The sequence below is a fragment of the Streptomyces antnestii genome, assembly GCF_004005495.1.
Taxonomy (GTDB): Bacteria; Actinomycetota; Actinomycetes; order Streptomycetales; family Streptomycetaceae; genus Streptomyces; species Streptomyces antnestii.
On the sequence record NZ_RZYA01000016.1, the window covers coordinates 181,314 to 202,584 of the forward strand.

Annotated in this window: 20 protein-coding genes; 10 read left to right on the plus strand and 10 right to left on the minus strand. The window is 71.1% G+C overall.

The annotated features are described in order from the left end of the window. The first annotated feature begins 90 nt into the window (after positions 1 to 90). From EOT10_RS28805 to EOT10_RS28820, 4 genes are all read left to right on the plus strand, one after another. The gene (locus tag EOT10_RS28805; RefSeq protein ID WP_127831257.1) at positions 91 to 501 is read left to right on the plus strand and encodes a hypothetical protein; all 411 of its coding nucleotides are present in this window, start codon (positions 91 to 93) and stop codon (positions 499 to 501) included. Positions 502 to 667: 166 nt separating this feature from the next. Continuing rightward, positions 668 to 1,396: a dienelactone hydrolase family protein gene (locus EOT10_RS28810; RefSeq protein WP_127831258.1), complete on the plus strand. Its 729-nt coding sequence runs from the start codon at positions 668 to 670 to the stop codon at positions 1,394 to 1,396. 66 nt (positions 1,397 to 1,462) lie between these two features. Then, positions 1,463 to 1,873 carry a VOC family protein gene (locus EOT10_RS28815; RefSeq protein WP_127831259.1) on the plus strand — a complete coding sequence of 137 codons (411 nt, stop codon included), beginning with the start codon at positions 1,463 to 1,465 and terminating at the stop codon, positions 1,871 to 1,873. A 40-nt stretch (positions 1,874 to 1,913) separates the two neighbouring features. After that, positions 1,914 to 2,435 carry a helix-turn-helix transcriptional regulator gene (locus EOT10_RS28820; RefSeq protein ID WP_127831260.1) on the plus strand — a complete coding sequence of 174 codons (522 nt, stop codon included), beginning with the start codon at positions 1,914 to 1,916 and terminating at the stop codon, positions 2,433 to 2,435. Between the two features lie 90 nt (positions 2,436 to 2,525). Here the strand turns inward: EOT10_RS28820 and EOT10_RS28825 are convergent, their stop codons facing one another. From EOT10_RS28825 to mdlC, 3 genes are all read right to left on the minus strand, one after another. Then, entirely contained in the window at positions 2,526 to 3,788 is a 1,263-nt protein-coding gene (locus EOT10_RS28825; protein ID WP_223281272.1) for an MFS transporter, read from the minus strand. 66 nt (positions 3,789 to 3,854) lie between these two features. Beyond that, entirely contained in the window at positions 3,855 to 5,309 is a 1,455-nt protein-coding gene (locus EOT10_RS28830; RefSeq protein WP_127831261.1) for a benzaldehyde dehydrogenase, read from the minus strand. 104 nt (positions 5,310 to 5,413) lie between these two features. Further along, positions 5,414 to 7,006 (minus strand): benzoylformate decarboxylase, encoded by a 1,593-nt coding sequence (mdlC, locus tag EOT10_RS28835; RefSeq protein WP_127831262.1) that lies wholly within the window; start codon positions 7,004 to 7,006, stop codon positions 5,414 to 5,416. Between the two features lie 94 nt (positions 7,007 to 7,100). Between mdlC and EOT10_RS28840 the strand changes: the two genes are divergently transcribed. The 4 genes from EOT10_RS28840 to EOT10_RS28855 all read left to right on the plus strand — a co-directional run bounded on the left by EOT10_RS28840 (position 7,101) and on the right by EOT10_RS28855 (position 11,610). Continuing rightward, entirely contained in the window at positions 7,101 to 8,036 is a 936-nt protein-coding gene (locus EOT10_RS28840) for a LysR family transcriptional regulator (RefSeq protein ID WP_127831263.1), read from the plus strand. 62 nt (positions 8,037 to 8,098) lie between these two features. Further along, a complete protein-coding gene (locus EOT10_RS28845) occupies positions 8,099 to 8,932 on the plus strand; it encodes a thioesterase family protein (protein ID WP_431313332.1) in 834 nt (277 codons plus the stop codon). Positions 8,933 to 9,114: 182 nt separating this feature from the next. Further along, a complete protein-coding gene (locus EOT10_RS28850; protein WP_127831264.1) occupies positions 9,115 to 9,846 on the plus strand; it encodes a hypothetical protein in 732 nt (243 codons plus the stop codon). 69 nt (positions 9,847 to 9,915) lie between these two features. After that, positions 9,916 to 11,610, plus strand: a complete 1,695-nt coding sequence (locus tag EOT10_RS28855) for a serine/threonine-protein kinase (RefSeq protein ID WP_223281273.1) — start codon at positions 9,916 to 9,918, stop codon at positions 11,608 to 11,610. A 12-nt stretch (positions 11,611 to 11,622) separates the two neighbouring features. On the opposite strand, the gene EOT10_RS28860 is transcribed toward EOT10_RS28855, so the two are convergent. The 3 genes from EOT10_RS28860 to EOT10_RS28870 all read right to left on the minus strand — a co-directional run bounded on the left by EOT10_RS28860 (position 11,623) and on the right by EOT10_RS28870 (position 16,706). Beyond that, a complete protein-coding gene (locus tag EOT10_RS28860) occupies positions 11,623 to 12,483 on the minus strand; it encodes an HAD-IIA family hydrolase (protein ID WP_127831265.1) in 861 nt (286 codons plus the stop codon). Between the two features lie 175 nt (positions 12,484 to 12,658). Next, complete coding sequence (locus EOT10_RS28865; RefSeq protein WP_127831266.1) at positions 12,659 to 13,216, minus strand: DinB family protein; 558 nt, start codon at positions 13,214 to 13,216, stop codon at positions 12,659 to 12,661. Positions 13,217 to 13,331: 115 nt separating this feature from the next. Continuing rightward, positions 13,332 to 16,706: a pyruvate carboxylase gene (locus EOT10_RS28870; RefSeq protein ID WP_127831267.1), complete on the minus strand. Its 3,375-nt coding sequence runs from the start codon at positions 16,704 to 16,706 to the stop codon at positions 13,332 to 13,334. Between the two features lie 299 nt (positions 16,707 to 17,005). Here EOT10_RS28870 and EOT10_RS28875 point away from each other — a divergent pair, with 299 nt between their 5' ends. After that, positions 17,006 to 17,215, plus strand: coding sequence for a hypothetical protein (locus EOT10_RS28875; protein WP_127831268.1), 210 nt, complete (start codon positions 17,006 to 17,008; stop codon positions 17,213 to 17,215). A gap of 72 nt (positions 17,216 to 17,287) precedes the next feature. Here the strand turns inward: EOT10_RS28875 and EOT10_RS28880 are convergent, their stop codons facing one another. From EOT10_RS28880 to EOT10_RS28890, 3 genes are all read right to left on the minus strand, one after another. Then, the gene (locus EOT10_RS28880; protein ID WP_127831269.1) at positions 17,288 to 18,502 is read right to left on the minus strand and encodes an acyl-CoA dehydrogenase family protein; all 1,215 of its coding nucleotides are present in this window, start codon (positions 18,500 to 18,502) and stop codon (positions 17,288 to 17,290) included. Between the two features lie 6 nt (positions 18,503 to 18,508). Then, positions 18,509 to 19,543, minus strand: coding sequence for a phosphotransferase family protein (locus EOT10_RS28885; protein ID WP_127831270.1), 1,035 nt, complete (start codon positions 19,541 to 19,543; stop codon positions 18,509 to 18,511). Positions 19,544 to 19,684: 141 nt separating this feature from the next. Further along, entirely contained in the window at positions 19,685 to 20,125 is a 441-nt protein-coding gene (locus EOT10_RS28890) for a MarR family winged helix-turn-helix transcriptional regulator (RefSeq protein WP_127831271.1), read from the minus strand. Positions 20,126 to 20,311: 186 nt separating this feature from the next. Between EOT10_RS28890 and EOT10_RS28895 the strand changes: the two genes are divergently transcribed. Further along, a complete protein-coding gene (locus tag EOT10_RS28895) occupies positions 20,312 to 20,851 on the plus strand; it encodes a YbhB/YbcL family Raf kinase inhibitor-like protein (RefSeq protein WP_127831272.1) in 540 nt (179 codons plus the stop codon). Between the two features lie 295 nt (positions 20,852 to 21,146). Here EOT10_RS28895 and EOT10_RS28900 read toward each other — a convergent pair. Beyond that, on the minus strand, positions 21,147 to 21,271 hold a 125-nt coding region (locus EOT10_RS28900), incomplete at its 5' end, for an acyl-CoA carboxylase biotin carboxyl carrier protein subunit (protein ID WP_146003141.1).

The window sequence follows — 21,271 nt, forward strand, 5'->3', positions numbered from 1 at the left end:
GGAATGGATGTCCGCCCGCTTCCCCGTGGCGTGCGGTGTGCTGGACGGGTGCGGTGGCCAGGAGGGGCCGCGTTCGAACTGGGGGAGCGCATGCGGGTTTTCGTGTTGTGCGCATGGCTGGTGACGGCGGCGCTGGGAAGCTATCTGGCCACGGTGTGGATCCGGAACGGGGGGCTGCGCCAGCAGCGCACGCCCGGCGTGACCCGGCTTCCGCTGTGGCTGGTTCTGGGGCATGTGACGCTGGCGGTCGGGGGCCTCGTCGCCTGGGGCGTGTTCCTGCTGGGGGACGCGCGGAGTTCGGCCTGGGCGGCGTGCGCGGTCGTCCTCGTCGTCGCCGCGCTGGGGTTCACGATGCTGTTGCGCTGGCTGCCCAGCTCCGGACGGCACTCCCAGTCCGGCACGGCGGAGCGGCACTTCCCCCTCGCGGCCGTCGTCGCCCACGGGATGAGTGCCGGTGCCACGGTGCTGCTGGTCGTCCTGGTGGTGATACGCCGCATGTGACGCAAGGCCAGGGAGAGTGCGGAGAGCGGGGATAGTACGGAATCGGAGCTTCCGCGGATCGGCCGGCCGGCGATCGAGACAAGTGGTTCCGAAGTCCCACTTTCAATGTCAACTTTAGCTTTACGCTGCCTCCTGGGACATCACCAACGACCACAGGAGGCATCCCGTGACCGACACGCCCAGCTCCGCCGGTTCGCCCAGGCCGACGGGCAAGCCGGCCCGGCAGAACGTGACGTTCGCCAGCGGCGGGGCCGACGCCCACGGCTATCTGGCGTTGCCGCCGGCGGGACAGGGGCCCGGCGTCATCGTCATCCAGGAGTGGTGGGGCCTGACCGACCACATAGCTGACGTCACGGACCGGCTGGCCGGGGCAGGATTCGTGGCACTCGCCCCCGACCTGTACGGGGGTAACGTCGCGCACGAGGCCGCCGAAGCGTTCAGGATGATGCGGGAACTGCCGGTGGAGAGCGGGGTCTCCCTGTTGTCGGGAGCGGTGGACTACCTGCTCGCCCGGCCCGAGGTCACGTCCAGGACCGTGGGCGCCGTCGGTTTCTGCATGGGCGGAGGATTCGTCCTCTACCTGGCGGCCCACGACCGGCGCGTGAGCGCGGCCGTCCCCTACTACGGCGTCATTCAGGGCGAGGTGCCCGACTTCTCCGGCCTGAAGGCGCAGGTCCAGGGCCACTACGGCGAGCACGACCAGTCGATCCCGGTGGCCACGCTCCAGGGGCTGCGCGAGACGGTCAGGAAGCAGTCCGGTGTCGACGCCGATCTGCGCGTGTACCCGGCCGGGCACGCCTTCTTCAACGACGGCCGGCCCGAGGTGTACGACCCGAAGGCGTCGGCCGAGGCATGGTCGTCGACGCTGGAATTCCTGCGCGAGAACGTTCGCTGACGGCCCGCCGAAATCGGTCAGGAATCGAGAAGCGCGGGTGGCCGTGCCGGGCCTAGCCTGATCATCATGGACATCACCATTCACACGACCGCCCTTCCGCACGACGACCCGGACGCGTCCCTGGCCTTCTACCGGGACGTGCTCGGCTTCGAGGTCCGCAGCGACGTCGGCCAGGGCAAGATGCGCTGGATCACGGTAGGCCCCGTCGGCCAGCCCGGCACGTCGATCCTCCTGGCGCCGCCGGCCGCCGACCCCGGCATCTCCGAGGAAGAGCGCCGCACCATCGCCGAGATGATGGCCAAGGGCACCTACGGCTGGATCCTCCTGGCCACCCGGGACCTCGACGCCACCTTCGAGAAGGTGCAGGCGGGCGACGCGGAGGTGGTCCAGGAGCCGACCGACCAGCCGTACGGCGTCCGGGACTGCGCCTTCCGCGACCCCGCGGGCAACCTCGTCCGGATCCAGGAACTGCGCTGAGCGTTCCGCCAACGGGCCGTCGGACGAAGGGAGTTCTCTCATGTGCCACCCCTCGTGGGGGCGCGCACTCACCGAGGCCAGGCACCGGAGCGACCTCGTGCGGCTGCGCCGCGTCCGCGACCGGATCGACCGGGAGCATGCGCGGCCGCTCGACGTCCTGGCGCTCGCGCGCGGCGTGAGCGTGCCCGCCGGCCGCCTCAGCCGCCAATTCCGCCTCGCGTACGGCGAGTCGCCGTACGCGTATCTGATGCGGCGGCGCGTCGAGCGGGCGAAGGCGCTGCTGGCGCACGGCGGCCTCGGCGTCAGCGAGGTGTGTTCCGCGGTCGGCTGTTCCTCGGTGCGTACCTTCAGCGCGCGCTTCACCGAACTCGTCGGTGTGCCGCCCGACGCCTACCGGCACCGCGCCACGGGCACGTCGGCGGTGCCGCCACCCCGTGCGGCGGAAGGGGAGACCCGACCGGTCAGGCTCCCGACGGAACCGGCTCGCACCGGCTTGCGATCGGCGGCGACGCCGGGGCCTTCGCCGAACCCGACGGGTTCGCCTGGGAGGCCTCGTTCCTGACGCCCGCGTCCTGAGGTGCGGGGCGCCGGGGAATGGCCTGCTGCCGGCCGAGATCTCTCTCGGCCGGCATTCCCGGCAGGCCGGTGGGCCTCAGGCCGTGGCGGGCAGCGCCTCCACCTGGACGTCCGGTCCCGGGCTCCGCCGCGGCAGCGTCAGCACGGCCAGGAAGCCGAACACCGCGACGGCGGCGAAGAAGTAGAAGCCCCAGGGGTGCCCGATCCCGGCCGTGACGAGCGCGCCCGTGATCGACGGGCCGACGATCGACCCGATGCGGCCGATCCCGGAGGCCGAGCCGAGCGCGGTGCCCCGGACCGACGCCGGATAGTAGTGGGTGACGTAGGCGTAGACGAGTACCTGCGCGGAGAAGACGAAGACCCCGGTCAGGAAGACCACGGTGTCGAGCAGCAGATTGCTGCCCATCTTGACGCTCAGCAGCGCCAGCATGACCACGGAGACCGCGAACCAGCCCATGGCGGTGCCCTTGATGCCGCGACGGTCGGCGACGCTGCCGCCGATCACGAGGCCCACGATTCCGCCGGCGTTCAGGATCAGGAGCTGCGTGACGGCGGTGGGCACGGGATAACCGGCGTCGTTCATGAGCTTCGGCAGCCATGTGTTGAGCCCGTAGACCAGCAGCAGGCCCATGAACGAGGCGACCCAGATGCCGATTCCGGCCCGCAGGTAGGCCGGCTTGAGGAGTTCGCCGAATGCGACGCGCCGGCCGCTGTCCGCGTTGCGCGTCTGCTCGAAGGCCTCCGACTCGGGCAGCCGGAACCACTGGAGCACGGCGATGCCGAGTCCGGCGACACCGAGGACGTAGAAGAGGATCTTCCAGTTGTCGGTGACCTGGAGGGCGAGCAGCGAGGTGATCACGGCACCCGTGTGGTAGCCGGTCATGGTGAGCGTGGAGGCGCGGGCCCGCCGGTGGGCGGGCATGTTCTCGGACATCATCGTGAGCGACACCGGCATGCACGCACCGAGGCCGAGACCGGCGGCGAGCCGGAGCGCGGCGAACACGGTCACCGATCCGGCCAGCGGTACGAGGAGGGTGAAGACGGAGAACACCACCACCGATCCGATCAGCAGGAGGCGTCGTCCGAGCCGGTCGGCCAGCGGACCGACGCACACCGCGCCGATCGCGACGCCCACAAGTGACAGGGTGGCGACGGTGGTTGCGTCCACCGCCGTCATGCCGAGGTGATGGGTCTTGAGGAGCGTCGGGATGATGGCGCCGAGGACGACGAGGTCGTAGCCCTCCAGCATGACGGTGATCCAGCACAGGACCACCGTCCAGGTGCTGCGTGCGGCGGTGCCGGTTCCGGCCGGTACTTGCGTCGGTATGGAGCGTGTCACGGTTGACCCCCCAGGGGCGGCTACGGGAGACGGGGCGTGAAGCAGGTTGGAGGAGGAGGGGACAGGTCAGAAGGGGTAGTCGGCGATGTCCGGACGGACAGTCACCCACTGGGTCTCGGTGAACGCGTCGATGTTGGCCGTGGCACCGCCGAAGCGGGAGCCGGTGCCGGACGCCTTCACGCCGCCGAAGGGCGCGTTGGGCTCGTCGCCCACCGTCTGCTCGTTGATGTGGATCTTTCCGGACTCGATGCGGTCGGCGAGCTTCATCGCGGTCCCGACATCGCCGAGGATCGCGACGGACAGGCCGTACTCGCAGTCGTCGACGATGTGCGCGGCCTCGTCGAGCGTGGCGAAGGAGACCACCGGCGCCACGGGCCCGAAGATCTCCTCGCGCCAGGCCGGCATGTCCACGGTCACGTCGGTGAGGACGGTGGCCTGGTAGCAGGGGCCGGAGATCTCGCCGCCGGCGGCGACCGTGGCACCCGCCGCGACGCTCTCGGTGACGATGCCGTGCACGCGCTCCAGTTGCCGGCGGTCGATGATCGGGCCGAGCGCCACCTCCTCACGCGCGGGATCGCCGACCGGAAGCGCCTTCGCCTTCGCGGCGAGCGCGGCCGTGTACTCCTCCACCAGTGACTCGTGCACGATGTGACGGCCCGTCGTCATACAGATCTGCCCCTGGTGCAGATACGCGCCGAAGGCACCGGCGGACGCCGCCTTCGCCACGTCGGCGCCCGGCAGGACGACCAGGGCGTTGTTGCCGCCGAGTTCGAGATGCGCCCGCTTGAGGAGCCGCCCCGCCTGCTCGCCGATGGCCCGCCCGACCGGCGTGGAACCGGTGAAGGAGACGACGCGGACCTCGGGGGCCTCGACGAGGGCCTGGCCCACCGCGCCGTCCCCCGGCAGCAGGTGCAGCACGCCGTCCGGCAGCCCCGCCTCCTCGAAGATCCGCGCGATGACGACGCCGCCGCTCACCGCGGTCCGCGGGTCGGGCTTCAGCAGCACCGCGTTGCCCAGGGCGAGGGCGGGCGCCACCGAACGGAGGCCCAGCACCAGGGGGAAGTTGAAGGGAGCGATGACTCCGACGACGCCCGCCGGACGGCGACGGGCCAGCGACCAGCGCGCGTCCTCGCTGGTGAGGACCTCGCCCTGCGGGTGGGTGGGCAGCGCGGCGCACTCGTAGCACTCGCCCACGGCGAGCTGGACCTCGAACGCCGCCTTGGTGCGCACCGATCCGGCCTCGCGCACGAGCCAGTCCTCGATCTCGCCCGCGTGTTCGGTGAACAGGTCGCCCGCGCGCCGCAGGACGGCGGCGCGCCGCTGCGGGGAGGTCGCGGCCCACGCGCGCTGCGCCTCGGCGGCACGGGCAGCGGCGCGGCGCACGAGCTCGGGAGTGGACTGGCCCAGGGTGGCGAGCTGTTCGCCGGTGGCCGGTTCGACGACGGGGTACGTGGACGCGGAGTCCTGCCAGCCGTCGGAGTAGAACCTGCCGCCCCAGACGGCGCTGTCCAGGAATGTCATCGTGCTGCCTCACTTCCGTACAGATGCAGATGCAGATGCAGATGTGGATGTTGATGTGGATGCGGGTGTTCGGACGGTGGTGCAGGTATACGGCCTCCGGCCCGTCAGGACGGCGTCGTGAGCGCCGTGTCGACCTGTACGAGACGCGGGTGGTCGGGGCGTTCGGCAAGCACGGCCCGTAGTTCCTCCGGATCGCTCACGTGCTGGGACGGAACCCCGTACCCCTCGGCGATGCGGGTGAAGTCGAGGCCCGGGATGTCGAGGCCCGGCGCGTCCGGTACCCCCAGGAGCCCGCCGAACCAGCGCAGGGCGCCGTAGGTCCCGTTGCGCAGGAGCACGACGGTCAGGGGCACGCGGTGCTGTGCCGCGGTCCACAGGGCGGTGATGCCGTAGTTGGCGGAGCCGTCGCCGATCACGCCCACGACGGGCCGGTCCGGCTGCCCCATGGCGACACCGACCGCGCCGGGCAGCCCGAAGCCGAGCCCGCCGGCGGCCGGGAAGTAGTACGAGCCCGAATGGCGCAGGTCCATCTGCCGCCACCACGAGGAGTTCGTGGAGGTGGACTCGACGACGTACGCGGTGTCATGGGGCAGTTCGTCGCGGAGCGCCGCGAACACTTCCTCGGGGTGCAGCCGCGCGTCGTCCGACGTGCGTGGTTCAGGGGCAGGACGATAGTCGGCGGCTGCTGGCTCCGCGGGCTCCCGGGGAGTGTCGAGGGCGGCGAGGAGCAGGCCGACGGCGGCGGCGGGCGAGGCGAGCAGCGCCTCTCCCATCGGCGCGCGGGCCACGGCGGACGCGTCGTCGGTCACCTGGATCAGGCGTGTGCCCTCCGGCAGATAGGAGCCGGGAAGGTGCTCGTGGTAGCGGAACACCGGGGCGCCGAGCACGAGCACCAGGTCGTGGCCCTCGAACGCCTCCGAGACGGGCCCGATCCCGGCGGGCAGCACGCCCCGGAACAGCGGATGCCGGTTCGGGAAGGGCAGCCGGAACAGCGACGGCGCCGCCCACACCGGGCTCCCGAGCCGTTCGGCGAGGCGCACGGCGTCGTCGAAGAGACCGGCCGAGTCGATGTCGCCGCCGAGGACGAGCAGGGGCCGGCGGGCGCCGGTCAGCTGCTCGACGAGCCATCGGGCCTGCTCGGCGCTGGGGGTGTCGGCCCGCTGGACCCGCCGGCCGAGGAGCGCCAGGGAGTTCTCGCCGGCGTCGGCGGCCCAGTCGTCGTACGGGACGGAGAGATACGTGGGGCGACGCTGCAGCTCGGCCTCGAAGAGGGCCTGGGCGAGCGCGCGCGGGACGTCCTGGGCGCACGCGGGCTCGGCGGCCCAGCCGACGAGGGGCTTCATGAGCGCGGGCGCGTCGACGCTGGCGAGGTTCGCCTCGGGGCCGATCGCGGGGCGTACCTGCTGGCCGGCGACGAGTACCAGCGGGGTGCGGGAGGCGACGGCGTTGGTCAGGGCGCCCATGGCGTTGCCGGAGCCCGACGCCGCGTGCAGGTTGACGAGGACGGGGCGGCCGGTCGCCTGCGCATAGCCGTCCGCCATACCGACCACCGCGCCCTCATGGAGCCCGAGCACATAGCGGAAGGTGTCGGGCAGTTCGGCGAGGAACGGCAGCTCGTTGGAGCCCGGGTTGCCGAAAATGGTGGTGAGCCCCTGGCGCTCCAGGAACTCGTGGGAGACACGGCGTACGGACGGCACGGGCGTTCCTTTCGATGTGATGGCGCACACGCTAGGCACGGCACGACATACGCACCAATAAATGTTGTGGACACGCGCTATAGAGTCCATCGATATGAGGACCTTCGATCTCAACCTCGCGCGGGTCTTCGTCCTGCTCTACGAGACCAGCTCCGTGACGGCCACCGCCGAGGCGCTCCACGTCACCCAGCCCACCGTCAGCTACAGCCTGGGAAAGCTGCGGCGGCACTTCGGGGACGAGCTCTTCCGGCGGACCGGCCGCGGACTGACGCCGACGGCGGGTGCGCGGCGGCTGTACGAGCCGCTGCAGCGGGCGCTGGCCGAGATCGAGGGAACCGTCCGGCAGGCCGACGACTTCGACCCCGGGACGATGGCGGGCCGCTTCACCGTCGCGCTCTCCGACCTGGGGGAGGTGACCCTGCTGCCCCGGCTGCTCGCGGCCGCGCGGGAGCGGGCACCGCGCGCGTCGTTCGCGATCCATCCCCTGGACGTGGAGGACGCCGAGAGCCGGCTGTGGCGCGGCGACCTGGACGCGTTCGTGGCCACCCCCGTCCTGACCTCGCACCGCACCGTACGCATCCCGCTGTTCCGGGAGCGCTACGTCGGGATGGTCGCCGCCGACCACCCGCGCATCACGGGTTCCGCGGTGAGCTTCCCCGAACTCGCGGCCGAGCATCACGCGACGGTCCACGGCCCCAGCGGTCACGCCGTACCCCGGGCCGTACTCGCCGCGCACGGCCTCCTCGACCGGGTCACCGTGGACGCCACCCGCTTCTCGATGCTCCCCTACCTGCTGGAGCAGACCGACCTGATCGCGGTCGTCCCCGAGTACGTCGGCGAGGTCTTCACCGCCTCCCACCGGGTACGCCTCGTGCGGCTCCCGTTCGAGGCGGAGCCGATGGAGGTGGCCCTCTACGCCCGCCACGCATCGTCGCGCAGCCCCTCGCAGCGCTGGCTCGTCCACTTCATGGCCGACGTGCTCGGGCAACTGGTGAGCCCGGCCCAACTCCCGCCGACCACGGCGCGGTGAGCGGGCGCACACCGCTCCGACGTGCCGGCGTCCCTATCCTGTGTGTGGCATACACCGAAGCAGTGACAGAGGGAGCCCAGTTGAATCCCGGCGCGCACGTTCCGGACAGCTACTACGAGCGGATAGACGAGCACCGCTACAAGCCGACCGTCCACGCGAGCGGCGCGTGGGATCCCGACGAGCTGCACTTCAGCCCGCTCGGCGGTCTCGTCGTACACGCCGTCGAGCGCCACCTGGCGGAGCGGGCGGCGGACGCGGGCCTGACCCTCGGCCGGATCAGCATCGACATCCTGGGGCGCCTCGCCCTCGACGAGTGCGAGATCCAGGTAGGGACCGTCCGGCCCGGCCGCACCATCGAACTCGTCGAGGCCACCGTGCTCGTCGCCGGCCGGCCCGTGGTCCGCGCCCGCGCCTGGCTCCTGGCCACGTCCGACACGAGCGCCGTCGCCGGCGGCGCCCCCGCCCCGCTCACCCCGCCCGACCGGTGTGCCCCGTGGGACATGGCCTCCCTCTGGCCCGGCGGCTACATCGCCTCGCTCGACGTGCGCACCCTCGCCCCGCCGCGGCCGGGCCGCACAACAGCCTGGGTCTCCACGGGACTTGACCTGGTCGCGGGAGAGACGGTGAGCCCGCTCGCGTCGTACGTCGGCCTCGTCGACACGGCGAACGGCATCGCCGTACGCCAGGCGCCCACCGTCTGGATGTACCCGAACGTCGACCTGACGCTCCATCTGCACCGGCAGCCCGAAGGCCGCTGGACGGGTCTCGACACGACCGTCGTCTTCGGCGGTTCGGGACACGGCGTCACCACCACCGTGCTGCACGACGTCACGGGCCCCGTCGGCTACGCGCACCAGATGCTGACGGTACGGCCACAGCCGCCGGCGGCCGGATGAGGGACGACGGCGGCGCGGTGAGCCAGGCACCGCCGAGCCCCGCCTGCGGCAACGGGCTCTCGTCGCCACCCTGTTCGCCCTGGAACCAAACGCACCCGAGAGGTGTCGAGGCACTGGGACGATCAGGCGGACCGGACAGCGCCGTGGCGTTGTCGCACGAGAGGGAACGGGGAGAGATCGGGATGTTCCGGAGCAGATGGCTGTGCCTCACGGCATTGGCGGGCGTGGGGCTGCTGGCAGGTTGCGGCGAGGAGAAGCCGCCGCCCCCGGTCGAGTTCGGGACGGCCCGGCCGGCCGGGGACACGCTCGGACTGCAGCCGCCGCAGGGTGCCGCGATGGCGCTCTCGCAGTGGCCGGACGCCTGCAAGCTGGTGACCGACGGGGAGCTGCGCGCGTTCCTGCCGCAGGCGAAGAACGTCGAGCGCAAGCCGGTCAAGGTGAGCATCATCAACTTCGACCCGATGGCCGATGCCAAGCCCGGCACCACCGGCGATGTGCCGCGCGGCGGCTGCGAGTTCGCGTTCAACCTCCCGGGCAACGGCGGCGATCACGTCACGAGCAGCAACTTCACCGTGACCGTGACCGCCCTCGCGGATCCGGCCCTCGTGAGCGACAAGTACCGCGAGGACAAGGGAGACGACGCCTCCGAGCAGGGCTTCAAGGACCTGGCAGGCTCCTGGGGCGCCCAGGCCTGCTACTCCGTCGACGGTGTGGTCGGCGACAAGGTGACCTGCATGCAGGGGCCGTACGAGTTCGAGCTGGACGGTTCGAGCTACGCCGAGGGACTCGTGCGGCAGCCCGGACCGGACGCGAAGCCCTCCGAGAACCTGGCGGCCGCCGCCGAGCGGAAGCGGCTGTGGACCGACAAGGTCCTGTCCCAGGCAGCCCGCACGGTTGCCGCCCGCATGTCATGAGGCTCACGGCCACCGGCCTTGCCTCTACGGCACTTTGATGCACCGTCACATGCCATAGGGTGGGCTGCCGTGATCAACGGCAACGACGACCTACTGACTCCCCTCGACCCCGTCGATCCGCGCGAGACGGCCGGCTACCGGCTTCTGGCGCGGGTCGGCGAGGGCGGCATGGGCACCGTGTACCTCTCGCACACACGCGGCGGGCAGCCCGTGGCGTTCAAGGTGATCCGCCGCGAGTACGGCCAGGACCCCGACTTCCGGCGCCGCTTCGAACAGGAAGTGCGGGCCGCGCGCCGGGTGCAGGGCTACCACCTCGTACCGGTGCTCGACCACGACACCACCGGCGCCCTTCCCTGGATCGCCTCGGCGTTCGTCCCCGGCCTCTCGCTCGCCGACGCGCTCGTCACGCACGGCACGCTTCCCCTGCCCGCCGTCTTCCAGCTGGTCGGCTGCACGGCCCGCGCGCTCGGCTCCATCCACGCGGCGGACGTCGTCCACCGCGACCTGAAGCCCGCCAACATCCTCCTCGGTTCCACCGGGCCGTACGTCATCGACTTCGGCATCGCGCAGGCCGCCGACGCCACCCAGCTCACCCGCAGCGGCGGAGTCATCGGCACACCGCAGTACATGTCGCCCGAACACGCCCTGGGCGAACCCGTCACCGCGGCCACCGACCTGTTCTCGCTCGGCCTCATCGCGGCGGTCGCGGCGACCGGACGGCACCCGTACGGAGAAGGCGGCGCGACCGCGCTCGGCGTGCGCATCGCCAACACCGAGCGCACACCGCCGGACCTCGGTAACTACCCGGCGCCGCTGCGGACGTTGCTGGAACGGTGCCTCACCGCCGACCCGGCCGCGCGCATCACGACGGACGAGCTCGCCGAGCTGTGCGAGCGGGAGGCCGGGCGGCCGCTGCGCGCGTTCGACGGCTGGCTGCCGGCGCCGCTCATGGAGCGGATCGCACGCCGGGAGGCGGCCGCCGCCCGGCCCCCGCAGCCCACTCCCACCGCCACCCCCACCCAGCCGGACGCGGCGGCGCACTTCGCCGGGCAGCCCACGATGTCGGCGCCGCCCGGCCAGTCCCAGGCGCAGTGGCCGACGACCCCACCCCCGAGCGGCACACCCTCGACCACCCCCGCGAACCGCAACCGCAACCTGCTGATCGCCGCCGGTGCCATAGCCCTCGCCGTACTTCTCACCTGGGTCATCGCCAGCCCGGACGGCAATCCCGGCGGCGCCGACACCGGTGCGGACGGCAAGGACTCCAGCACTCCCAGCACGGCGTCGTCACCGCCGCCCAAGTCCAAGCCCTCCCCGGCGCAGGCCCCGTACACCCTCGTCTTCAAGGACAAGCCCCTCACGCTCCGGGCGCCGGCCTGGAACACCGGTACACATGTCGACCTGGACGCGCCGAAACTCTTCCCCGACGGCGAGATCGGCAAGGACGCCGGCATGGAACTCACCTACCAGGACTGGGGCGACTCCGACCTGCGCTTCCTCACCTCCATGGGCCGGAGCACCGGCACCACACCCGAGGCGTGCAGCGCGGGCGTGGACACCGACGCGCTCCCGGCGGCGATCTCCGCCGATGACCTGAACGCGGGGAAGACCCTGACCAAGGGCACCGTGCTGTGCACCGTCACCAGCGAGAACAACCTGGCGATGCTGCAGGTCAAGGAGGTCGTGCCCGACACGAAGCAGGGCCTCTCCAGCGACATGCCCGACTACGTGACGACGCTGACCCTCTGGAAGATCAACGAGTAGGGCACGCAAGGCTCAGCGGGAGCCCGCGGCCAGGCGTTCGAGCAGGTCGGGCAGCGAGGCGAAGGAGTCGAGCACGTGGTCAGGTGTGCCGTCGGCCGAACGGTGCGTCTCCGGAAGGTACTTGCCGGTCTTGACGAGCGCGCCGGTGACACCGCTGCGCTGCGCCGCCAGCACGTCCGACTCGATGTCGTCGCCGATCATGAGCGTGGTGGACGGATCGGCGCCGAGGTGGGCGAGCGCGGCGGCGAAGAAGGCCTCGGACGGTTTGCCGGTGATGGTCGCCTCGACCCGGGCGGCCCGTTCGAGGCCGAGCAGGAAGGCGCCCGTGTCGAGGTCGAGACCGGCGGCGGTGCGCCAGTAGAGGTTCCGTTGCATCGCCACGAGGTGGGCTCCGCGCTGGAGGTGATGGAAGACCCGGTTGAGGGCCGCGTAGCCGAACTCTTCGCCGGCGCCCCCGACCACGACGACGTCCACGTCCACGTCCGTATCAGTGTCCGTATTAGTGTCCGCGTCGGGATCGGTGTCGGTGTCTACGAGCGTGACACCCGCCAGATCTGCCTCGATGTCACCGGAGTTGAGCAGCAGACAGCGGGCGCCCGGGTGGTTCTCGCGCAGATAGGCGGCTGTGACGGCAGGTGCGGTGAGGATGTCGTCGACGGCGACGGGGAACCCGGCACCCGTCAGCCGCGCGCAGATCGACTCACGCGTCCCTGACGTCGTGTTGGTGACGAGCGCGAGCGGGAGATCCGCGGCGCGCAGCCGCTCCATGGCCTCGACAGCGCCTGGGAGAGGCTCCCAGGACACCGTGAGCACCCCGTCGATGTCGATGAGGACCGCCCGGATCCCGTCGGTGCGCTCGCGCTCTCGCTCCATACGACGACGGTAGCCGCCGCGCACCGGAATCCGACTACGCGACGGCCGCGCGTGCCGTAGAGGATCCAGGCGACGTTCGACCTCGGCCTGGCCGACCTCGACCCCGGTGTCCCTGCACCGTCCCTCGACCCCGAACCGGCCGGCCGGTGCTGACCGCACCCCGTGACGCGGACAGTCAGCCCATCGTCTTGGCGCCGTCCAGCGCCTCCCGGATGATGTCCGCGTGACCGGCGTGCTGAGCGGTCTCGGCCATGACGGTCAGCAGCACGCGGCGGGCAGACCACCGCGCGCCCGGCTCGAACCACGGAGCGCTCGGCAGCGGCTGCGTGGCGTTCAGGTCGGGCAGCGAGGTGATCACCTCTTCCGTGCGGGCGGCCACTTCGGCGTAGTCGGCCAGTACGCCGGCCAGCGTCTCACCGGGCAGCAGCCGGAACCCGTCGGCCCGGCTGGCCCACTCGTCCTCCGTCAGCGCCGTGAAGTCCGGCATCGCGGACGGGCCGTCCAGGATGAAGTCGATCCAGTTCCGCTCGACCTTCGTGACGTGCTTGATGATTCCGCCCAGGCACAGTTCGCTCACGGTGGTCCTTAGCGCTGCCTGCTCGTCGGTGAGGTCACGCGTCGTGAAACGAAGGAACTGCCGGTGCTGCGCCAGCGCCTCCAGCAGGTCCGCGCGCTCATCGGCGACAGTGGGGGCTCCGGCCCGCTTGTGCGTGTTCAGGTCGTTGACAGCCATGATTTCCGCCTCCAGGTGTTCCTGCTCCGTCGGACAACACCCAGGCTACGAGCCATCTAGGCCAGATGCTGTCCTACACGACGGGGCAGGAACCCCGGATTCCGCGGCACTTGGATCAGGTGAGCACCACCAGCAGGTCACCGCCCTCGACCTGCTGGATCGTGTTGATGGCGACCCGGGACACGGTGCCGCCCTTCGGGGCGGTGATGGAGGCCTCCATCTTCATCGCCTCGATGGTGGCCACCGTCGCACCGGCCTCCACCGTCGCACCCTCGGCCACCGCCAGCGTGACCACACCGGCGAACGGCGCCGCCACATGTCCCGGATCGGTCTTGTCCGCCTTCTCGGTCGCCGGGATGTCGGACGCCACGGAGTGGTCCCGCACCTGGATCGGCCGCAGCTGACCGTTCAGGGTGGCCATCACGGTCCGCATGCCGCGCTCGTCGGCCTCGCCGATGGCCTCCAGCTCGATGAGCAGCCGGACCCCGGGCTCCAGGTCCACGGAGTACTCCCGGCCCGGGCTGATGCCGTAGAAGAAGTCCTTGCTCGCCAGCACACTCGTGTCGCCGAACGCCTGCCGGTGGCTCTCGAACTCCTTCGTCGGACCGGGGAACAGCAGCTGGTTCAGCGTCGACCGCCGGTCCTTGGCGAGACCGTCCCGCTCCTCGGCGGACAGGTCACGCACCGGCTCGGGCCCTGCCCGGCCCTGCAGCGCCTTGGTCCGGAAGGGCTCCGGCCACCCGCCGGGCGGCAGGCCCAGCTCGCCGTGCAGGAACCCGATGACCGAGGCGGGCAGGTCGAAGGTGTTCGGCTCCGCCTCGAAGTCCTCGGGTGACACCCCGGCGCCCACCAGGTGCAGGGCGAGGTCGCCGACCACCTTCGACGAGGGCGTGACCTTCACGAGGTGGCCGAGGATCCGGTCGGCGGCGGCGTACATCGCCTCGATGTCCTCGAAGCGGTCGCCGAGCCCGAGGGCGATGGCCTGCGTACGGAGGTTGGACAGCTGGCCGCCGGGGATCTCGTGGTGGTACACGCGGCCGGTCGGCGAGGACAGGCCCGCCTCGAACGGCGCGTAGATCTTGCGCACACTCTCCCAGTACGGCTCCAGATCGCAGACGGCCTGCAGATCGAGTCCGGTCGGCCGCTCCGAGTGGTTGGTGGCGGCGACGATCGCCGAGAGGGACGGCTGAGACGTGGTGCCCGCCATGGACGCCACCGCCCCGTCCACCGCGTCCGCGCCCGCCTGGATCGCCGCGAGATACGTGGCCAGCTGGCCGCCCGCCGTGTCGTGCGTGTGGATGTGCACGGGCAGGTCGAACTCCCTTCGCAGCGCCGATACGAGCTTCGCGGCCGCGGGTGCGCGCAGCAGCCCCGCCATGTCCTTGACGGCGAGCACATGGGCGCCCGCGTCCACGATCTGTTCGGCGAGACGCAGGTAGTAGTCGAGGGTGTAGAGCTTCTCCGACGGGTCCGACAGGTCGGAGGTGTAGCAGAGGGCGACCTCCGCGACCGCCGAGCCGGTCTCCCGTACCGCGTCGATCGCCGGCCGCATCTGGCCCACGTCGTTGAGCGCGTCGAAGATCCGGAAGATGTCGATGCCGGTAGCCGCGGCCTCCTCCACGAAGGCGTTGGTCACCTCGGTGGGGTACGGCGTGTAGCCGACGGTGTTCCGGCCGCGCAGCAGCATCTGCAGACAGATGTTGGGCACGGCAGCCCGCAGTTCGGCGAGCCGGTCCCACGGGTCCTCGGCGAGGAAGCGCAGCGCCACGTCGTACGTCGCGCCGCCCCAGCACTCGAGCGACAGCAGCTGCGGCACCGTCTGCGCCACGGCGGGGGCGGCGGCGAGCAGGTCCTTGGTGCGGACCCGGGTGGCGAGCAGCGACTGATGCGCGTCCCGGAACGTGGTGTCGGTGACCCCGATGGTGGGCGAGGCGCGCAGCCACCGGGCGAAGCCCTCCGGGCCGAGCTCCGTGAGCTTCTGCTTGGAACCGGCGGGCGGTTCCCCGGCCTGCAGCCGCGGCAGCTTGGTGGCCGCGTCGATCAGCGGGGGCCGCTCGCCGTGCGGCTTGTTGACCGTGACGTCGGCCAGATAGGTGAGCAACTTCGAGCCGCGGTCCGCCGAGTGGCGTGCCGTCAGCAGATGTGGACGCTGCTCGATGAACGAGGTGGTGACACGTCCCGCGGCGAAGTCCGGGTCGTCGAGAACGGCCTGGAGGAAGGGAATGTTCGTGGACACACCACGGATACGGAACTCGGCGACGGCACGCCGGGCCCGGCCGACCGCGGCCTCGAAGTCCCGTCCACGGCAGGTCAGCTTGACCAGCATCGAGTCGAAGTGGGCACTGATCTCCGTACCGGCGTGCGTGGTGCCGCCGTCGAGCCGGATGCCCGAGCCGCCCGGCGAACGGTAGGCGCTGATCATGCCGGTGTCGGGACGGAAGCCGTTGGCCGGGTCCTCGGTGGTGATCCGGCACTGCAGCGCCGCGCCGTGCAGCCGGACCGTCTCCTGCGAGAGGCCGAGGTCGTCAAGGGTCTCACCGGCGGCGATCCGCAGCTGCGCCTGGACGAGGTCCACATCGGTGACTTCCTCGGTCACCGTGTGCTCGACCTGGATCCGCGGATTCATCTCGATGAACACGTGCCGGCCCTCGGGGTCGAGCAGGAACTCCACCGTGCCCGCGTTGCGGTAGCCGATCTGGCGGGCGAACTTCACGGCGTCGGCGCAGATCCGCTCGCGCACCTCGGGATCGAGGTTCGGCGCGGGGGCCAGCTCGATCACCTTCTGGTGCCGGCGCTGGAGCGAGCAGTCACGCTCGAAGAGATGGATGACCCGGCCCTCGCCGTCGGCGAGGATCTGCACCTCGATGTGCCGGGGCTCGACGACGGCCTTCTCCAGGAAGACCGTCGGGTCGCCGAACGCCGACTCGGCCTCGCGCGCGGCCGCCTCGATCGACTCGCGCAGCGTCGAGGCGTCCTCGACGCGCCGCATGCCGCGCCCGCCGCCCCCGGCCACGGCCTTGACGAAGACCGGGAAGCCGAGCCCGTCGGCCGCCCGGACCAGCTCGTCGACATCGGTGGAGGGCTGCGAGGAACCGAGCACGGGCACTCCGGCCGCCCGCGCCGCGGCCACGGCACGCGCCTTGTTCCCCGTCAGTTCCAGCGTCTCGGCGCTCGGCCCGACGAACGTGATCCCGGCCAGCTCGCAGGCCCGCGCCAGGTCGGGGTTCTCGGACAGGAAGCCGTACCCCGGATAGATGGCGTCGGCGCCCGCCTTGCGCGCCGCGCGGATGATCTCCTCGACGGAGAGATAGGCCCGTACGGGATGCCCCGGGTCGCCGATCTCGTAGGCCTCGTCGGCCTTCATCCGGTGCAGCGAGTTGCGGTCCTCATGAGGAAACACCGCGACGGTTCGCGCCCCCAGCTCGAAGCCGGCGCGGAACGCCCGGATCGCGATCTCTCCGCGGTTGGCGACGAGAACCTTACGGAACATGCGCATGTCCTTCCGTCGCCCGGTACGGGCGAACTGTCGGGTTGCGGAGCGGCAAGTTCCCGGATCATGCCACTTTCGCGCTCCCGACATCCAGAGGGCCTTCATCACATGGACAGGGCGCCGGGAATGGTGTGCGACAGCGTGCCGTTGGGCATGCGGCATCGGGGGTACGGGCTCAGAGAGGGCCCGTGAGCGTCAGCGTTCCGGCCATGCCCAGGCTGTAGCCGAGGGCGGGGAAGCGCCCCTGGGAGCACACTGAAGAGAGAGCCGGCAGGGCCGTCCGAGGGAGGCTATGGGCCATGGAACACCACATCATCGCCGAGATGACCGAGCCCGGGGGCAGCACGCTCAAGGAGTGGCACATGGTCCGAGGGGAGCAGCCGGAGTCCATGTGCGGCCGTGAACTCGATCTGTCCGCACAGAAGTTGTCGTCCGACGCGTGGGGGACGGACCAGGCCAGACCGTTCTGCCACACGTGCGGTGCGCTCTTCCTGCGCGAGGTGCCGTGATCCAGGGGGCTGCCGTGTGACGAGGTGTGGCCCCCGCCCGGCAGGGCAGGGCGGGGGCCGGGTCTTCGTGGGTCAGAGGTACTTCTTCAGTTCGCGCCGGGCCAGCGAGCGCTGGTGCACCTCGTCGGGGCCGTCCGCGAGGCGCAGGGTGCGCGCCGCCGCCCACAGCTCGGCCAGCGGGAAGTCCTGGCTGACGCCGCCCGCGCCGTGGAGCTGGACGGCCCGGTCGATGATGTCGACGACCGTGCGCGGCGTCGAGATCTTGATGGACTGGATCTCCGTGTGGGCGCCCTTGTTGCCGACGGTGTCCATGAGCCAGGCCGTCTTGAGGACGAGCAGGCGCAGCTGTTCCACCGCGACCCGCGCGTCCGCGATCCACTCCTGTACGACGCCCTGCTGAGCCAGCGGCTTGCCGAACGCCGTACGGGCGACCGCCCGCTTGCACATCAGCTCGATGGCGCGCTCGGCCATGCCGATCAGCCGCATGCAGTGGTGGATACGGCCCGGACCGAGCCGGGCCTGGGCGATGGCGAAGCCGCCGCCCTCCTCGCCGATCAGGTTGCTCACCGGCACCCGGACCTGGTCGAAGACGACCTCCGCGTGACCGCCGTGGTAGTGGTCCTCGTACCCGTACACCTGCATGGCGCGCCGGACTTCGAGGCCGGGGGTGTCGCGGGGGACGAGCACCATCGACTGCTGGCGGCGGATGTCGGGGCCCTCGGGGTCCGTCTTGCCCATCACGATGAAGATCTTGCAGTCCGGGTTCATCGCCCCGGAGATGTACCACTTGCGGCCGGTGATGACGTACTCGTCGCCATCGCGCTCGATGAGGGTGGTGATGTTCGTGGCGTCGGACGAGGCGACCTCCGGCTCGGTCATCGCGAACGCGGACCGGATCTCACCGGCGAGCAGCGGCTCCAGCCACTGCTTCTTGTGCGCGTCGTCGCCGAACTGCGACAGCACCTCCATGTTGCCGGTGTCGGGGGCCGCGCAGTTGAGGGCCGTGGGCGCCAACTGCGGGCTGCGGCCGGTGATCTCGGCCAGCGGCGCGTACTGGAGGTTGGTAAGCCCGGCGCCGTACTGCGCGTCGGGAAGGAACAGATTCCACAGGCCCTGCCGCCTTGCCTCGGCCTTGAGCTCCTCGACCACCGCCGGGGTGTCCCACGGCGACGCGAGCTGCGCGCGCTGCTCGTGGGCGACGGCCTCGGCCGGGTACACGTACTCGTCCATGAAGGCGAGGAGTTTCGCCCGCAGTTCCTCGGTGCGCGCGTCGAATGCGAAGTCCATTGCGGGTCAGCCTTCCTGAAGGGTCGTCAGGCCGTGCTCGATGAACACGGGCACGAGCTCGCCGATCCGGTCGAAGCCGGCGCCGACGGTCTGGCCGAGGGTGTAGCGGTAGTGGATGCCTTCGAGGATCACGGCGAGCTTGAACCAGGCGAAGGCCGTGTACCACGAGACGGCGGACACGTCGCGCCCCGAGCGCGCGGCGTACCGCTCGATCAGCTCCGAGGCGTCGGGGTGCCCCGCGGCCGCGGCGGAGGTGGAGACGGGGGAGTCAGGCAGGTCCAGCTTCGCGCTGTACATCGCCAGGAGGCCCAGGTCGGTGAGCGGGTCGCCGAGAGTGGACATCTCCCAGTCGAGGACGGCCTTGATCCGGTCGACACCGTCGTCGTCCTGGTTGATCAGGACGTTGTCGAGGCGGTAGTCGCCGTGCACGATCGTCGCGGCCGGCGAGGTGGGCAGCGCCCGGCCGAGCGCCGCGTGCAGCTCGTCGACCCCCGCGAGCTCACGGTTCCTGGACGCGTCGAGCTGCTTGCCCCAGCGGCGCAGCTGCCGGTCGAGGAACCCGTCGGGCCGCCCGAAGTCCCCGAGACCGACCTCGGCCGGGTCCACGGCGTGCAGGTCGACGAGCGTGTCCACAAGGCCGAGCACGGCGGCGCGGGTGCGCTCGGGCCCGATCTGCGCGAGCTGCTCGGCCGTGCGGTACGGCGTGCCCGCCACGAACTCCATGACGTAGAAGGGCGCCCCCACCACGCTGTCGTCCTCGCACAGCAGCAGCGCCTCGGGTACCGGCACCGAGGTCGGGTGCAGCGCGCTGATCACCCGGTGCTCACGCTTCATGTCGTGCGCGGTGGCCAGCACATGGCCGAGCGGCGGACGCCGGACCACCCAGGTAGAGGAGCCGTCGTCGACGATGTACGTGAGATTCGACCGCCCGCCCTCGACGATCCGCCCGGACAGCGGACCGGCCACCAGACCGGGGCGTTCCCGGTCGAGGTGGCGGCGCAACTGGTCGAGATCGAGACCTGGAGGGTGGCCGACACTCATCATTGCTCCTACGGACGTCTGAACTGGACTGACTCATCATCCTGACTAGTCGGTATGTCGTCCAGGGGGCACCACGAAAGTGATCGGAGTCTCAGGCGGTTTCCGGCCCCGGAGGGGAAGGGCGGGGTGGGGCGAGGCGGGTCAGGAGCGGTCCTGGATGGCACGGGCCAGGGCGGGCAGGGCGACCCGCACGGCCTGCCGCTCCGGCTCGGTCAGCTTCTCGATCAGCAGGTGCAGGGCCTCGGCGCGTTCCGCGCGCCGCTGCCGGAAGACTTCGAGCCCGCTGTCGGTGGCTTCCACGAGGACGCCGCGGCCGTCGCGGCGGTCAGCCACCCGGCGTACCAGGCCCGCGCGCTCCATGCGGGTGACGAGCTGCGTCATGCCGGGCTGCGAGACACCTTCGGCCCTGGCGAGTTCGGTCAGCCGGTACGGGCCTTCGCGGCCGAGCCGGGCGATCGCGGACGACGCCGCCGTGCCCAGGCCGCCGGTGACGGCGCTGTGGCGCACGTAGCGGACCATCTGCTCCACGGCGATGGTCAGGCCTTCGGCCGGGGCTTCCGTGTCCATAACCCGCTTATGCATGAGCGCATCATGCATCTATGTGTAGCGTGAATCAATATTTGTGCGGCGTCGCGGAGGCGTAAGTCGCCCGTTTGCGGCGTGCGGCGCCCACGGATGTCGTGCGAGTGTCGGTGGTGTGGTCGATCAGGGCGGGTCGGTCACCGAACACTCCGCGAGCACCTGACCGCCCGACCAGAGGAGAAGCACATGCCCCACTCCTTCGATCCGTACAGCGCCCTTCCCTCGGTGCCGGACTTCGGCCTGCACAGCACGGACATCGCGGACGGGAAGCCCCTCGATGCCGCGCAGTGCAGCAGCCTCTTCGGCGGCCCGGGCGAGGACCGCTCCCCGCAGCTGTCCTGGGAGGGGTTCCCGGCCGACACGCAGAGCTTCGCGGTGACCTGCTTCGACCCGGACGCGCCGACCGTCAGCGGCTTCTGGCACTGGGCGGTGTACGACATCCCCGCGACGGTCCATGAACTGGAGGCCGGCGCGGGGGCGCCCGGCGGGAAGTACCTGCCGGCCGGCGCCAAGATGCTGGCCAACGACGCGGGCGGGCAGAGCTTCCTCGGAGCCGCGCCCCCGCCCGGGCACGGCCCGCACCGCTTCATGTACGTCGTCCACGCCCTGGACACGGCCGAGTTGGACGTTCCCGCGGCGGCGTCCCCGGCGTGGCTGGGCTTCCAGCTCTTCGAGCACACCGTGGCGCGGGCCCGCATCACCCCGATCTTCGAGACCCCGACCTGAGCGCACCCGCCGAACGTCCGACGCCGCATGCCCAGGAGGTCGCCCTCCCGGACATGCGGGGCCGGGTACTGCTGATGGCTCAAGCGGCGCCGGCGCCGGCGGCGAGAATGCGTTCGCTCTCGCTCGGGGCGAAGCGGGTCTCGACCGGTTCGATCTGCGACGGGTGGGTGCACAGCTCGCCGGTGGAGCCCAGGTGGCGGCGTGCTCGACGTCCGCGAGTCCGGACGTGCCCGCCGCGACCTCGTCGCGGCGGGCACCGACCCTTGAGCGCTCCGCTTGTTCCGGGGTTCGGGTGTCAGTCCTTGATTTCGCAGATGGTGGCGCCGGAGGTGATGGAGGCGCCGATCTCCGCGCTGAGGCCCTTGATGGTGCCGGAGCGGTGGGCGTTGAGGGGCTGTTCCATCTTCATGGCTTCCAGGA